Source organism: Serratia sp. JSRIV006, from assembly GCF_019968685.1.
Lineage (GTDB): Bacteria > Pseudomonadota > Gammaproteobacteria > Enterobacterales > Enterobacteriaceae > Chania > Chania fonticola_B.
Map to the genome: position 1 here is coordinate 3246027 of NZ_CP074137.1, position 13097 is coordinate 3259123.

Sequence of the window (13097 nt, forward strand, 5' to 3'; positions counted from 1 at the left end):
CGCAAAATGGTTAGCTGACGAACTATTTACATAGAAACCGTTTCGGGATTTCACTTTCTGTTTCCGGAAAGTGAGCAAACCAGAAAGCCCCAGGCTGTGTTGGCCGATGGATGGGTTTTCGTATCTTGAGCAGCACGTAAGAAGGGACGTTCAATGAAATTACGTAGATTAAGCCAGGCGGTTACCGCAGGGCTGATAGCGGGTTGTAGCGCATTCGCAGCACATGCTGAAATCACCCTATTAAAGCAGGACCCGCAAGCGGGCGATCCCCTTAGCCGCCTCACCTTTACCGTTGGCGGCAGTATTCGTCCTCAGTTCAATATGATGACTGGCGATGGCGATAACGGCTCTTATAAACGCAACGGTTTTGACGGCGGCACACGTTTTCGCTTCGCTACCGATTACTATCTGTTCGACGACATCAGTTGGATCAACTATTACGAGTTAGGCGTCAACATCCCGGCGCTGTTCAGTTGGGACAATCACTACGCCGAGGGTGCCAACAACACCTCGCGGCGCATGCTGTATACCGGTTTAAAAAGCAAAACCTGGGGCCAATTGACCTACGGTAAGCAAAACAGCGTTTATTACGACGTGGTCGGGGCCAAAACCGACATCTGGGATTACGACATGCTTGCCCAAGCGCCGGGCAACGGCATTAACGGCGATTATGACGGTTCCTATCGTTCACGCAGCATGCTGAAATATAAAAATACCTTTGGCGACGCTGACCTTTATGCCGCTTACCTGTTCAACGACGATGAATACTTGCCAGGTAACGGCCTGCGCTACAAGCGCAAGGGCGGCGGTTCGCTGGGTGTGGATTATCACTTGACCAAAGACCTCACCTGGGGCACCGCCTGGAACTACACCAGCGCCGAGATGCGCAACCCCAATAATAACGACAACAAAGACTATAATCAGAACATCATCGGTACCGCATTGAGCTGGAAGCCGGATAACTGGACGCTCAGCTTCGGTGGCGGCTGGTATGACAACTACCTGACTACCAAGAAGAAGGATGTTAACAACTACTTCGCAGGGGATGCCTGGGGGATTGAATACTTCGCCGGTTATAGCTTCCCGGTTGGCGAATACGCGGTGAAATCCATCATGCCTTACTTTATGGGCGACCGCCTGCAGTACACCACTGGCCGCGATTATCAGCGTATTGATAATGGCTTGGGGATCTCCTTCCAGTTTGACTACGGTTTCCGCGCCGACGTCGAACACGTGCTGACGTCCAGCACCGATAATCTGGGCGATATGACGGTTGTTCGTTTGCGTTACGATTTCTGACCCACCAAAGCGCGCCATTATACGGCGCGCTTAGAGGATAGACTCGCTCTGAAGGGGCGTAGCATGCTACGCCCACAGATTTCCAACCCAAAAAGTTCCGCCATCGTTTACAATCCTCCCCACGCCAGACACCACCCTTGCCGCAAGGCTTTTGCGCCATTGTATTATTGACGTTACGCCACTCGCCCGTTAGCGTGGTGGCAGAAATGCTAACCCGCACTGCCCCGCAAGGACAAAAGGACAACAAAACGTTATGCCTATCCGCAAAGTTAGTTTGCTTCGCCTGATCCCATTAGCCAGCCTGGTGCTGACGGCCTGTACCCTCACCAAGCCTGGCCCGGCCACCAGCCCGACGTCTCCGCAGTGGCTCGCTCATGAGCAAGCGGTGCAACAGCTTGAGCAATATCAGACCCGGGGCGCTTTCGCTTACCTTACCGATCAGAAGAAAGTCTATGCTCGCTTCTTCTGGCAACAATACACGCCCGACCGCTACCGCCTGCTGCTGACCAATCCGCTTGGCAGCACCGAGCTTGAACTTAACGTGCAAAAAAGCGTAGTGCAGCTAACGGATAACCAGGGCAAACGCTATGTCAGCGACAACCCGGAAGAGATGATCCGCAAGCTGACCGGCATGCAGATCCCGCTGGATAACCTGCGCCAGTGGATGCTTGGCCTGCCAGGGCAAGCCACCGACTTCAGCCTGGACTCCCAGTACCGCCTGAACAAGCTGACCTACAAACAGGGCGATCTGACCTGGGTTGTCACCTATCAGGACTACAACACCGATCTCAAAATCCCGTTACCGAGCCGCCTTGAGCTGCAACAGGGCGATCAACGCATCAAGCTGAAAATGGATAACTGGACGCTCAAGTGATGATCCACCAATGGCCCTCCCCGGCAAAGCTGAACCTGTTTCTCTATATCACCGGCCGTCGAGCAGACGGCTACCATCAGTTGCAAACGCTGTTCCAGTTCCTGGATTACGGCGATACGCTCACCATCGTTCCCCGCCAGGATGACCAGATCCAGCTGCTAACGCCCGTAGAAGGGGTGCCAGATGAGCAGAACCTGATTGTTCGGGCCGCTCGTCTGTTACAGCAACATTGCACTACCCATTCCATTACCACCCTTCCCCGTGGGGCTGACATCAGCATCGACAAGCGCTTGCCGATGGGTGGCGGCCTTGGCGGCGGCTCTTCCAACGCGGCAACGGTACTGGTCGCGCTGAATGAACTTTGGCAATGTGGCCTGAGCGACGACCAGTTGGCCGATATGGGGCTAACCCTCGGTGCCGATGTCCCGGTTTTTGTGCGCGGCCATGCGGCATTTGCCGAAGGGATTGGTGAGCAGTTACAGCCAGCAAATCCGGTAGAAAAGTGGTATTTGGTCGCTCATCCCGGTGTCAGCATCCCCACACCGGTGATTTTTGCCGATGCCGAATTAAAAAGAGACACCCCGGTTCGCCCGCTGAACGCCCTATTACAGGCACCTTACGCAAATGATTGCGAACCGATCGCAAGAAAACGTTTTCGCGAGGTTGAACAGCTTCTTTCATGGCTGTTACAATACGCGCCGTCACGCCTGACTGGCACAGGTGCTTGTGTGTTTGCAGAATTCGACTCCGAGCCCGCCGCTCTTCAGGTGTTAAATCAAGCCCCGGCCTGGTTGCGTGGATTTGTAGCGCGTGGCGTTAACGTCTCACCACTACATCGCATCCGTTCCGGGCAGTTTGAGCCGTAGCTCAACGTGTCGTTGCGCAGGGTCGTCTACCTGGCCCTGTCATCTCTGCGCTGCTCTGCAGTTCAAGTTAGTTTTACACACCCGTATGTATATTGCGTCGGCGTCGCCAACTGCCCCTTGGCGAAGACCGTATGACAATATCTTCTCTGGACGCATGCTGAGGTTCTTCTCGTGCCTGATATGAAGCTTTTTGCTGGTAACGCCACCCCGGAACTAGCACAACGTATTGCCAACCGTTTGTACACCAGCCTTGGTGACGCCGCTGTAGGTCGTTTTAGCGACGGCGAAGTGAGCGTGCAAATCAACGAAAATGTACGCGGCGGTGATATTTTCATCATCCAGTCCACCTGTGCCCCCACCAACGACAACCTGATGGAACTGGTTGTTATGGTTGATGCCCTGCGTCGCGCCTCCGCAGGTCGTATTACTGCTGTAATTCCTTACTTCGGCTATGCCCGCCAGGATCGCCGCGTGCGTTCTGCGCGTGTGCCAATCACTGCCAAAGTTGTTGCCGACTTCCTCTCCAGCGTAGGGGTTGACCGCGTATTGACAGTCGATCTGCATGCCGAGCAGATCCAAGGTTTCTTCGATGTCCCGGTAGATAACGTATTCGGAAGCCCGATCCTGCTGGAAGACATGTTGCAACAGAACCTGGAAAACCCGATCGTGGTTTCCCCAGATATCGGTGGTGTCGTGCGCGCCCGCGCGATCGCCAAACTGCTTAACGATACCGACATGGCCATCATTGATAAACGTCGCCCTCGCGCAAACGTTTCTCAGGTGATGCATATTATCGGGGACGTGGCAGGCCGTGACTGCGTACTGGTCGATGACATGATCGATACCGGTGGTACCTTGTGTAAAGCAGCCGAAGCGTTGAAAGAACGCGGTGCCAAGCGCGTATTTGCCTACGCCACGCACCCGATCTTCTCCGGTAACGCCGTGGATAACATCAGGAACTCGGTGATTGATGAAGTGATCGTCTGTGACACTATTCCGCTGTCAGCAGAAATCAAGGCGTTGAAAAACGTGCGTACTCTGACCTTGTCCGGTATGTTGGCTGAAGCTATCCGCCGTATCAGCAATGAAGAGTCAATTTCCGCGATGTTCGAACATTAATCCCTTCTCTGGCGCGGTTCACCTCCACTGCGCCAGGTTGTTCGGGTGAACATCTCAGAAAACGAAAAACCCGTTGAAGCGTGAGCAACAACGGGTTTTTTACGGGATGTGGGACATAACCTTAAACCTTATACGGCCAAGCTCCCTTGCCTTTGTACGCCAGATCCCTGGTTGTGGTTAATCAATGCGAGGGGCGGCGCGGGTTGTCTTGGCAGCGTTTGTCAAAGTGTTTTACCCACCAATAACGATCTGCTACCCGCTCGCGCCCACCAATACGTGCACCGGCCAGCCATAACAAGGCGCCGATAAAGATACTCATGATGGCGCCGTGGGCAAAGAGCTGCGGCAAATTGAACTGTGATACTTCAGCCAGGATGGAGTATCCCACCCCGCCAACCATTACCACCATACCCATTCCCATTAAAACGTTGCCAATGACCTCAGCGTTTTTACGTTTCATATGCCACCTCCAGAGTGCCATGTGCCAATAGCGGGAAAATCCTAACTCGTTATCCCACTTTGATTAGTTAAGTATAGTCATTATTTCAGCATGGGTATTGCGTGACCGATCACAAATGGCAACTAAAGGCTGACAATTCTTTACTTTATGTTAAAAGTTAGCGAGATAACTGAATTATTTTACTAATGTATTATTCACTTTTCAGCTATTCACGGGGGCGACGCCAGATTTTTGTCATTCTGCACGCAGGCAGGTACACTAACGGCCTATAAATTTCGAGCTGTGCCGCTGTGAAACCTCAGGCGATTGCAACCTGGAAGGCAACGGGCACGCCCTTTCCATTTTTCTAGCATAGTGAATCTCTTGTGAGCAGTATCAAACTGATTGTTGGCCTGGCCAACCCGGGCGCTGAGTATGCCCAGACACGGCACAATGCCGGTGCATGGTATGTTGACCTACTGGCGCAACGCTACAACCAGCCGTTGAAGGAAGAGAGTAAGTTCTTCGGTTACACCGCACGCCTGAATTTGGCCGGTAACGACGTTCGGCTGTTGGTTCCTACTACCTTTATGAACCTGAGTGGTAAAGCCGTTGGCGCCTTGGCTACCTTCTACCGGATTCTGCCGGAGGAGATCCTGGTAGCCCACGACGAGTTGGATCTGCCACCGGGAGTGGCGAAACTCAAATTAGGTGGCAGCAACGGTGGTCACAATGGCCTGAAGGATATCCAGAGCAAGCTGGGCAATAACCCGAACTTTTATCGCTTGCGTATTGGCATCGGCCACCCAGGTGATAAAAACAAGGTGGTAGGCTTTGTGCTGGGTAAGCCGCCAGCAGCAGAGCAAACGCTGATTGATGATGCCATCGATGAGTCGCTACGTTGCACGGAGATCTTGCTGAAGGAAGGTATGACTAAAGCCATGAATCGTTTGCATGCATTTAAAGCGACTAGCTAAGCGGTTAGGCCAAGTAATGTGACTATCACTTGCTTGGCCTACTACTTATCGGGCAATAGCGGCACAGTTTGCGGGTACAGCATGGTTGCACGCTGTTTTGCACAACAACATCAACCACATCCGGCGTAGTTTTCTTTTTCAAATCCGCATTTCCACCAAAAAAAGGCCGCTCAATCAGGCTCTTCCTCCGCTCGTTCCTGAAATGAATAATAAAAGAAATAACTGAAAGTAATAATAAAATCGGTGCGGAAAGCACATCAATCCCATTCATGGAATAAATTCCTCCTTGAATTCAAATAGCACAGCAAATAATACGCGGATAATATCTTAAAAAAATACGCCCAACAATACTTATAGTTAAATTTATCGTTAACCCTCTCGGCATACCTCAATATAATTAAGATATTACTTAGGTATTAGAGGCAATATCTTACTTACTGTATAGGATAATTCTTTGAATTTAAGCAGATAAATCTTATATATTCAAAATCAGCATCAGTTATATATTAAATATATTAACTATTCAGGCTTAATACAAAGAAATATTCAAAAAATAAAAAACAACAATAAAAACATGACAATAGGATAATTACTTATTGAAAAAAACGGTTATAAATCGACAGCGCGAACAAATAATGATCATATTTCATACGAGGTTCAGCTTAAAATTAATGGATTTCCCAGCCTATATAGATAGCCCACCATAAGACAAGTTACAACTTGAGGTTTAACGTTCTGTAACTCTTTACCCGCTGTAATCCGCCAGCTTTTATTATGATATGTTGCCAGGTCATACATTAGATGAGGAACAGCAAGCCTCAGAATAACCCTATGCAAAAAGTGCCTTTGTGGCTTAACATGCATTTAAAATAAAACATTAACTCACTTATATTACTAAATATCTGATAACAAATAGCCAGAATAATCTCCGCTATTAGCGTTCTATGTCCTTTTGCCAGATGTATTCAACCTGGATCTGTACCTTGCCTACAGAACACCTCTACCGACGTTGAATTGAGCCGACCCGGGCGTTAGCAGCCGTAAGGAACACCTCAGGTGATAGCGCCAGCAACGGGCAGATCGAGATAACTGCCCATTACGTGTATAATGGCGGGATAATTTCGTCCTTTATGCAGCAGGCTAATGTTAACCTGTTGATAGTCAAGATATTTAAGGTGATATAAACATGGGATTCAAATGCGGTATCGTCGGTCTGCCTAACGTTGGCAAATCCACCCTGTTCAATGCGTTGACCAAAGCGGGTATCGAAGCGGCCAACTTCCCGTTCTGCACCATTGAACCTAATACCGGCGTGGTACCGATGCCCGATGCACGTCTGGATCAACTGGCTGAGATCGTCAAACCACAACGCATTCTGCCCACCACCATGGAATTCGTTGATATCGCAGGGCTGGTAAAAGGGGCTTCCAAAGGCGAAGGCCTGGGTAACCAGTTCCTGACCAACATCCGTGAAACGGAAGCCATCGGCCACGTGGTGCGTTGCTTTGAAAATGACAACATCATTCACGTGAATAACAAAGTGGATCCGGCAGACGATATCGACGTCATCAACACCGAGTTGGCGCTGTCCGACCTTGATACCTGCGAACGCGCCATCCACCGTGTGCAAAAGAAAGCCAAAGGCGGCGATAAAGACGCAAAAGCCGAATTGGCCGCACTGGAAAAATGCCTGCCGCAGTTGGAAAACGCCGGTATGCTGCGTGCGCTGGATCTGACTGCTGAAGATAAAGCCGCGATCCGCTACCTGAGCTTCCTGACCCTGAAGCCAACCATGTACATTGCCAACGTTAACGAAGACGGTTTTGAGAACAACCCGTATCTGGATGTTGTACGCAAGATTGCTGCCGAAGAAGGTTCCGTGGTGGTAGCGGTTTGCGCCGCTGTCGAATCCGACATCGCAGAGCTGGAAGATGAAGACCGCGCTGAATTTATGGCTGAGTTGGGTCTGGAAGAACCAGGTCTGAACCGCGTGATCCGCGCAGGTTATGAATTGCTCAATCTGCAAACCTACTTCACCGCTGGCGTGAAGGAAGTGCGTGCCTGGACCATCCCAGTTGGTGCGACTGCCCCGCAAGCGGCCGGTAAAATCCATACCGACTTTGAAAAAGGCTTTATCCGTGCGCAGACCATCGCCTTTGAAGACTTTATCACCTACAAGGGTGAGCAAGGTGCCAAAGAGGCCGGCAAGATGCGTTCAGAAGGGAAAGACTACGTCGTTAAAGATGGCGATGTGATGAACTTCTTGTTTAACGTCTAAATGATGTCACTCATCTCAGTATGATCCATGAAGACTAAGTAAAACACTTAAAATCCACGCCTCGCGTGGATTTTTTTGTGATTTTCACTCTATCTACCATGTTGAGAGCAGGCATATCCACGCAGAACGCCCCCCGCTCATAGCCAAAAAGCCATGCGCCATAACCACCTATCCTTGCGCTTCCCCAAGCGTTAACTAGACTGATTTAATGAAAACGACTTGCTCTCTACACGAGAAGTCATCACCTTCCCTGGCCCTCCCTTATAGGATAACGGTGCCATACCAACTATCGGGTAACTAGCGAAAAGAGAGCATGCCGTGAGTACCAACTATGAAGCGTTGTTCAATAGCAGTTACGATCGGATCACCGCCAAAGATCAGGGCGACCTGTTTTTCTCTCATTTCTACCAATTATTCGTTGAAAGCACGCAGGGGCTGAAAATTCAGCCCACACCCGAGCATCAGCAAGCGCAACAAAAAATTATCTACAAATCCTTTTTTTATATGCTTTCTGTTGCCACTAGCCATATCGTGGCCGACTATCTGGAGCACGTGGCGCGGGAACAGAGTTCCCAGGGTTTGAATCTGCCCGCGTCTGTTTTTGCCTATTGGCGGCGAGCCGTTTTGCAAACGGTACGCGATCTCGATCCGTTATGCGATGAAGAAGTCCTGACCGCATGGGCAATTTTTATGGCCCCAGGGTTGGAGTTTATGCGGCGGCAGGCAGAGTTGCACCATGATGCAGTGCAAGGCAATAAAAATGCACGCCAATAGCAGGTCTGTCCCAAATAGTAACTTTATTCTGGCGGCAGAAAACTCACGTATCGGCATCTGGGATTGGGAATGTACCCAGGATCTGTGGCAGGTTAACGATGCCTTGAAATTACTGCTAGGGGTTAATCGTGAGAATGGGGAGTTTTCCTCATCGCTTTGGCAACAGGTCATTCATCCTGATGACTTACCGCTGGTCCTACGTTGCCTTCATCAAGCCAACAAGGCGGTATTACCCGTTTTTGACTGTGAAGTGCGTGTCAAACACAGTAATGGTGACGAACACTGGGTACTGATCCAGGGGCAAATCATCAGTGTCAGTATCAAAGGGGAAGTGCAGCGAGTCATTGGGACTTTACAGGATATCACCGAGCGCAAGGAAGCAGAGGCCTCGTCCCAGCAGGCCGTTGCATTAGCCCACGCCGCGAACCAGGCCAAGAGTGAATTCCTGGCCAATATGAGCCATGAAATCCGCACGCCAATGAATGGGATCCTGGGCATGTCTCAATTGTGTCTCGAAACCAATCTGAATAAAGAACAACGTGATTACATCAATATGGTGTACTCCTCGGCTCGCGCCCTGTTGAAAATCATCGATGATATTCTCGACTTTTCGAAAATAGAGGCGGGGAAAGTCAGCCTGGAGTTTGAGGACTTTTCCCTGCGCCAGCTAATCCATGAAATTACCCGCCCTTTGATGCCCAAATTTTCCGAAAAGGGAATTGAGCTACTGGTAGACATTCATCCTGAGGTACCGACCATTCTGCATAGTGACGCCCTGCGTTTACGACAGATCGTGACCAATCTGATTGGTAATGCCCTCAAGTTTACCCATACCGGTGAAGTGGTTTTACAGATCGCCCCTTCACTCTCCACCCCGAAGATGCTGACATTCAGTATTATCGACACCGGGATCGGTATTGCCGAAGATAAACAGGCGGTTATTTTCGAATCTTTCAGTCAGGCAGACAGTTCAACCACCCGCAAATACGGCGGCACAGGGTTAGGATTAACCATTTCAGCCCGTCTGGTTGCCATGATGGGCGGCAAACTGCAGGTTTCCAGCCAGCCTGGCCACGGCAGCCACTTCTATTTTTCCTTACCTGTTACTCCCTCGTCAGCCCGTACGACAATAACGTTGCCGGCCCGGTTGAATGGGATGAGCGTATTAGTGGTGGATGATAACGAAACCAACCAAAGGTTGCTGTTTGACATGCTGCGCAACGTTGGTCTCAAGCCACAAACGGTCAACTCTGGCCAGGCCGCACTGGAGCTAATGGCCACTGGCCAGCGCTTTCCGCTGATCCTGCTGGATTCGCAAATGCCGGAAATGGATGGCATGGCACTAGCCCTGGAGATCAGGTCAACGCCGGAGCTTCGCCAAAGTAAATTGATCATGCTCAGTTCAATGGGGAATCGGATAGACACAGGCGTATTGCGTAAAGTGGGCGTTTCAAGCTTTTTAACCAAACCTATCGATGCCAACGAGTTACTAGAGGCCATCATAGCCAGCTTTATTCCGCAAGAAATGGCCAATCCTGAGCCCGTGCTGGAAGCACCAGTAAGGGTTACAGGGGTTGGGATACACATTCTGGTGGCGGAGGATAATCTTATTAATCAACAATTGGCGATCAACTTTATCCGTAAATTGGGTCATACCTGCGACGTAGTGGGCAACGGTAAATTGGCGTTGCAAAAGTTACAGCAGGATCAATACGACCTGGTTTTGATGGACCTGCAAATGCCCGAAATGGATGGGCTCGAAGCGGTACAACACCTTCGAGCTGGCGAACAACAGCAACCAGGCCAACACATACCAATCATTGCCATGACCGCACATGCGATGAAAGGCGATCGTGAAAGATGCCTGGCCCAAGGATTCGACGGCTATATCAGCAAACCCATTCTGTTGGATAATCTTGCCAGCGAGCTCGAACGGACCCTGAATGCGACTCAAGCATGCCCAGAAGACGAGATCTTCGATTATGCACAATCGCTGACGCAGTTAGGCGACGACCAAGCCTTATTTAACGAGTTGGTGGCGATCTTCCTGGGAGAACTCCCCTCCTTGACCAGTGCGCTACATGACGCCATAGAGAGACAAGATTTTGCAGCCATCCGGCGCAGCGCCCATCGGCTAAAAGGAGAGTGCCTGCACTTTGTTTGCCAGCCCCTGGAAAGCAGGTTAGGCAATATTGAGCAGGCTGCGGCAATAGCCGATTGGCCTGAAATCACGGCTCAATATCGCGGCGTGGATGAATTATGCCAGCGGTTGCGGACCTCCCTCGCAGCGGCAAAGGAAGCCTGATACCTCCGTCCTACGACAGGTTCTTAGTCAACGTCAACCTATTGCGGCCATTAGCCGTTTCATACTGCACCTGATCCATTATGGCTTGAATCAATATCAAACCCATCCCGCCTTCCGGCCAACTGGTTTGATTGAGAGGGTCTGGAGCCAGGTCTGAAGGCTGTCGCCATTGCTGTAAAATGTTCTCTGGTATCGGCAAACCAGCATCCGAGAGAGTGAGCGTCAGGCGATGACCATCATTGACCAAGGTAATAACGATGCTCTGCGTATCATCATAATTCACCGCATGTCTGACAATATTGCTAAAGGCTTCACTTGAGGCCAAATCAAGCTGATAAACCAGCGCGGGATCCAGCGAAAACGGTGCAACAAAGTCATGCAGCTCGTTGCTCAGCTTCGCGAGGCTGTCCAATGATGCCGGTAAACACAGCGTAGTGTTGGCACTTGTCATATGACATTCCCTCAGCGCAAGGCCAGATTCAACCCAGCATAAGCTTCAATGCCGCAGCGCGATCGCTGCCGATGATGAAAATCCGATCCATCCGCGTGAGCTTGAACATATTCTGAATGTTGCTGTTCAAGGCGCAGAGCGCCAGATCGCCGCGGCCACTTAATGTCTTGAGAATAGAAACCAGTGCGCCGAGGCAGCTACTGTCGATAAACTCGACATGGCTGAAGTCCAGCAGGATGCTGTTTTTACCCTGCTGAATAAAAGACAATACTTCCTGCTTGAACACCGCGGCCACTGACGCATCAAGGCGACGGACCAGAGGAGCAATGATTTCTACGCCACTCTCAGACTGGATCTCAAAGTTCATAACGATTCCTTTTTCACAATGTCATAGTTGTTCTGGCCTGGTAAACGTTACTACACCGATACGTTCCACAGCCATCAGCGAGATATCATCAGCAAAGGACTGCATCAGCCTTGCGTGCGGTTTTTGCAAAGGTTCATGGCAGCGCCAGGCGTTCAAGGCATTTTCCACCCTGGCAAACAGTTGGTTCTTAGCCAAATGCCGGTTTTCACTTAGTAATGTCTGTAAGCGTTGGTCGCCGTAGAGTTCCTGACTGTGACTCTCACATTCAATGATGCCATCGCTGTAAAGATAGAGCCGATCCCCGATGTCGAGGTTAAAATCACTATCCTGATATTCGGCTTCCTCAAACAGCCCCACGGGCATACCTCCGTCCCCAACGCAAACCCTATCTCCGTCTGCGCGGATGATAAACGGCGTCGGATGCCCAGCCTGGCAGAGAGTCCCCTTGCCGTTACGGGTATCAATGACACCATAAATCAGCGTGTAATAACTGGTGACCTGCTCATTATCCAGGCAAAAACGCTGATTCAACTCCCCTACTACGCGGTGCGGTGCCACAGGAGTCCTTTCCCCCTCTGCCGAGAGTTCCAATAACAAATGACTACTGATTCGGCCCGCCATAAACTCACGTAGAACCGCCAGTGACAACATGGCGGCGCTCACGCCATGCCCGGCAACGTCTACGCTAAAGAAAGCGATGTGGTACTCCCCCAGCGGGAAATAGTTTAATAGATCCCCCGACACATATGCCGAAGGTAAAAACATCCAGTCAAACTCGAACCCAGCCAATAACAGGTTATGGGCAGGCAGGAAACTATGCTGCAGCTTGGCTGCCACCTGCAGGTCCGACTCTATTTGTTGATAAGCATAAGTGAGCTTTTCATTACGCGCTGCCAGCGTGCTTTCGAGCGTCAACACGCGTTCTGCCGCGTGTAGCCTGGCACGAAGTTGGCTTTGATTCACCGGTTTCGATAAAAAGTCATCGGCACCCGATTCCATTCCCGTCACCAGATCGTCCAAAGACTGGCGGGCCGTGACTAGAATGACATAAACGTAATGGCCGAAATCGCCACTGCGGATAGCCTGGCACAGGGCGACTCCGTCCATCACGGGCATTTCCCAGTCGCTGATGACGATATGGATTGACCGTTGGTTCAACTTTTGCAATGCCTGCCGACCATCTTCAGCCTCACAGACGTTAAATCCCCATTTCGTCAAGGCTGCCGCCATCAGATGCCGATAGCTTTTTGAATCGTCTACAATCAGCACGCTCACTGGCTGTGTCTCCGAAGGCTGACCGAGGGTAAGCGGTTCCATACGTCATGATCCCATGTTCAACTCAGGTTGA

13 protein-coding genes are annotated in these 13097 nt (G+C 50.7%); 8 read left to right on the top strand and 5 right to left on the bottom strand.

Annotation, left to right across the window (positions count from 1 at the left end; translation table 11 throughout):
- The first annotated feature begins 153 nt into the window (after window positions 1-153).
- From KGP16_RS15020 to prs, 4 genes are all read left to right on the top strand, one after another.
- Window positions 154-1299 (top strand): porin, encoded by a 1146-nt coding sequence (locus KGP16_RS15020; RefSeq protein ID WP_115158810.1) that lies wholly within the window; start codon window positions 154-156, stop codon window positions 1297-1299.
- A gap of 253 nt (window positions 1300-1552) precedes the next feature.
- Entirely contained in the window at window positions 1553-2173 is a 621-nt protein-coding gene (gene lolB, locus KGP16_RS15025; protein ID WP_021181100.1) for a lipoprotein insertase outer membrane protein LolB, read from the top strand.
- On the top strand, window positions 2173-3039 hold the full coding sequence (gene ispE, locus KGP16_RS15030) for a 4-(cytidine 5'-diphospho)-2-C-methyl-D-erythritol kinase (protein WP_059201018.1): 867 nt from the start codon (window positions 2173-2175) through the stop codon (window positions 3037-3039). Before lolB ends, ispE begins: the two co-directional genes overlap by 1 nt.
- A 171-nt stretch (window positions 3040-3210) precedes the next feature.
- Window positions 3211-4158: a ribose-phosphate diphosphokinase gene (gene prs / locus KGP16_RS15035; RefSeq protein ID WP_002211240.1), complete on the top strand. Its 948-nt coding sequence runs from the start codon at window positions 3211-3213 to the stop codon at window positions 4156-4158.
- Between the two features lie 181 nt (window positions 4159-4339).
- Here the strand turns inward: prs and ychH are convergent, their stop codons facing one another.
- The gene (gene ychH, locus KGP16_RS15040) at window positions 4340-4618 is read right to left on the bottom strand and encodes a stress-induced protein YchH (protein ID WP_021806701.1); all 279 of its coding nucleotides are present in this window, start codon (window positions 4616-4618) and stop codon (window positions 4340-4342) included.
- A gap of 365 nt (window positions 4619-4983) precedes the next feature.
- On the opposite strand from ychH, the gene pth reads away from it, so the two are divergent.
- The gene (gene pth / locus KGP16_RS15045) at window positions 4984-5574 is read left to right on the top strand and encodes an aminoacyl-tRNA hydrolase (protein ID WP_059201020.1); all 591 of its coding nucleotides are present in this window, start codon (window positions 4984-4986) and stop codon (window positions 5572-5574) included.
- A 25-nt stretch (window positions 5575-5599) separates the two neighbouring features.
- Here the strand turns inward: pth and KGP16_RS15050 are convergent, their stop codons facing one another.
- Entirely contained in the window at window positions 5600-5845 is a 246-nt protein-coding gene (locus KGP16_RS15050; RefSeq protein WP_021806703.1) for a hypothetical protein, read from the bottom strand.
- A 915-nt stretch (window positions 5846-6760) separates the two neighbouring features.
- Here KGP16_RS15050 and ychF point away from each other — a divergent pair.
- The 3 genes from ychF (at window position 6761) to KGP16_RS15065 (ending at window position 10931) form a co-directional block, all read left to right on the top strand.
- The gene (ychF, locus tag KGP16_RS15055) at window positions 6761-7852 is read left to right on the top strand and encodes a redox-regulated ATPase YchF (RefSeq protein ID WP_021181096.1); all 1092 of its coding nucleotides are present in this window, start codon (window positions 6761-6763) and stop codon (window positions 7850-7852) included.
- 318 nt (window positions 7853-8170) lie between these two features.
- Complete coding sequence (locus KGP16_RS15060) at window positions 8171-8626, top strand: hypothetical protein (protein ID WP_021806704.1); 456 nt, start codon at window positions 8171-8173, stop codon at window positions 8624-8626.
- A complete protein-coding gene (locus KGP16_RS15065) occupies window positions 8613-10931 on the top strand; it encodes a PAS domain-containing hybrid sensor histidine kinase/response regulator (protein ID WP_179253743.1) in 2319 nt (772 codons plus the stop codon). The genes KGP16_RS15060 and KGP16_RS15065 overlap by 14 nt, the downstream gene beginning before the upstream one ends.
- A gap of 10 nt (window positions 10932-10941) precedes the next feature.
- On the opposite strand, the gene KGP16_RS15070 is transcribed toward KGP16_RS15065, so the two are convergent.
- From KGP16_RS15070 to KGP16_RS15080, 3 genes are read right to left on the bottom strand one after another with little or no spacing between them, the layout of a single operon-like run.
- Entirely contained in the window at window positions 10942-11382 is a 441-nt protein-coding gene (locus KGP16_RS15070; RefSeq protein ID WP_059201022.1) for an ATP-binding protein, read from the bottom strand.
- 28 nt (window positions 11383-11410) lie between these two features.
- Entirely contained in the window at window positions 11411-11749 is a 339-nt protein-coding gene (locus tag KGP16_RS15075) for an STAS domain-containing protein (RefSeq protein WP_021806707.1), read from the bottom strand.
- Window positions 11750-11770: 21 nt separating this feature from the next.
- Window positions 11771-13066 (bottom strand): PP2C family protein-serine/threonine phosphatase, encoded by a 1296-nt coding sequence (locus KGP16_RS15080; RefSeq protein WP_094981384.1) that lies wholly within the window; start codon window positions 13064-13066, stop codon window positions 11771-11773.
- Between the last annotated feature and the right edge of the window lie 31 nt (window positions 13067-13097).

Coding starts and splice junctions, on each gene's coding strand:
- KGP16_RS15020 (WP_115158810.1), top strand. CDS start 154: ATGAAATTACGTAGATTAAGCCAGGCGGTTACCGCAGGGCTGATAGCG.
- lolB (WP_021181100.1), top strand. CDS start 1,553: ATGCCTATCCGCAAAGTTAGTTTGCTTCGCCTGATCCCATTAGCCAGC.
- ispE (WP_059201018.1), top strand. CDS start 2,173: ATGATCCACCAATGGCCCTCCCCGGCAAAGCTGAACCTGTTTCTCTAT.
- ychH (WP_021806701.1), bottom strand. CDS start 4,618: ATGAAACGTAAAAACGCTGAGGTCATTGGCAACGTTTTAATGGGAATG.
- KGP16_RS15050 (WP_021806703.1), bottom strand. CDS start 5,845: ATGAATGGGATTGATGTGCTTTCCGCACCGATTTTATTATTACTTTCA.
- ychF (WP_021181096.1), top strand. CDS start 6,761: ATGGGATTCAAATGCGGTATCGTCGGTCTGCCTAACGTTGGCAAATCC.
- KGP16_RS15065 (WP_179253743.1), top strand. CDS start 8,613: ATGCACGCCAATAGCAGGTCTGTCCCAAATAGTAACTTTATTCTGGCG.
- KGP16_RS15070 (WP_059201022.1), bottom strand. CDS start 11,382: ATGACAAGTGCCAACACTACGCTGTGTTTACCGGCATCATTGGACAGC.
- KGP16_RS15075 (WP_021806707.1), bottom strand. CDS start 11,749: ATGAACTTTGAGATCCAGTCTGAGAGTGGCGTAGAAATCATTGCTCCT.
- KGP16_RS15080 (WP_094981384.1), bottom strand. CDS start 13,066: ATGGAACCGCTTACCCTCGGTCAGCCTTCGGAGACACAGCCAGTGAGC.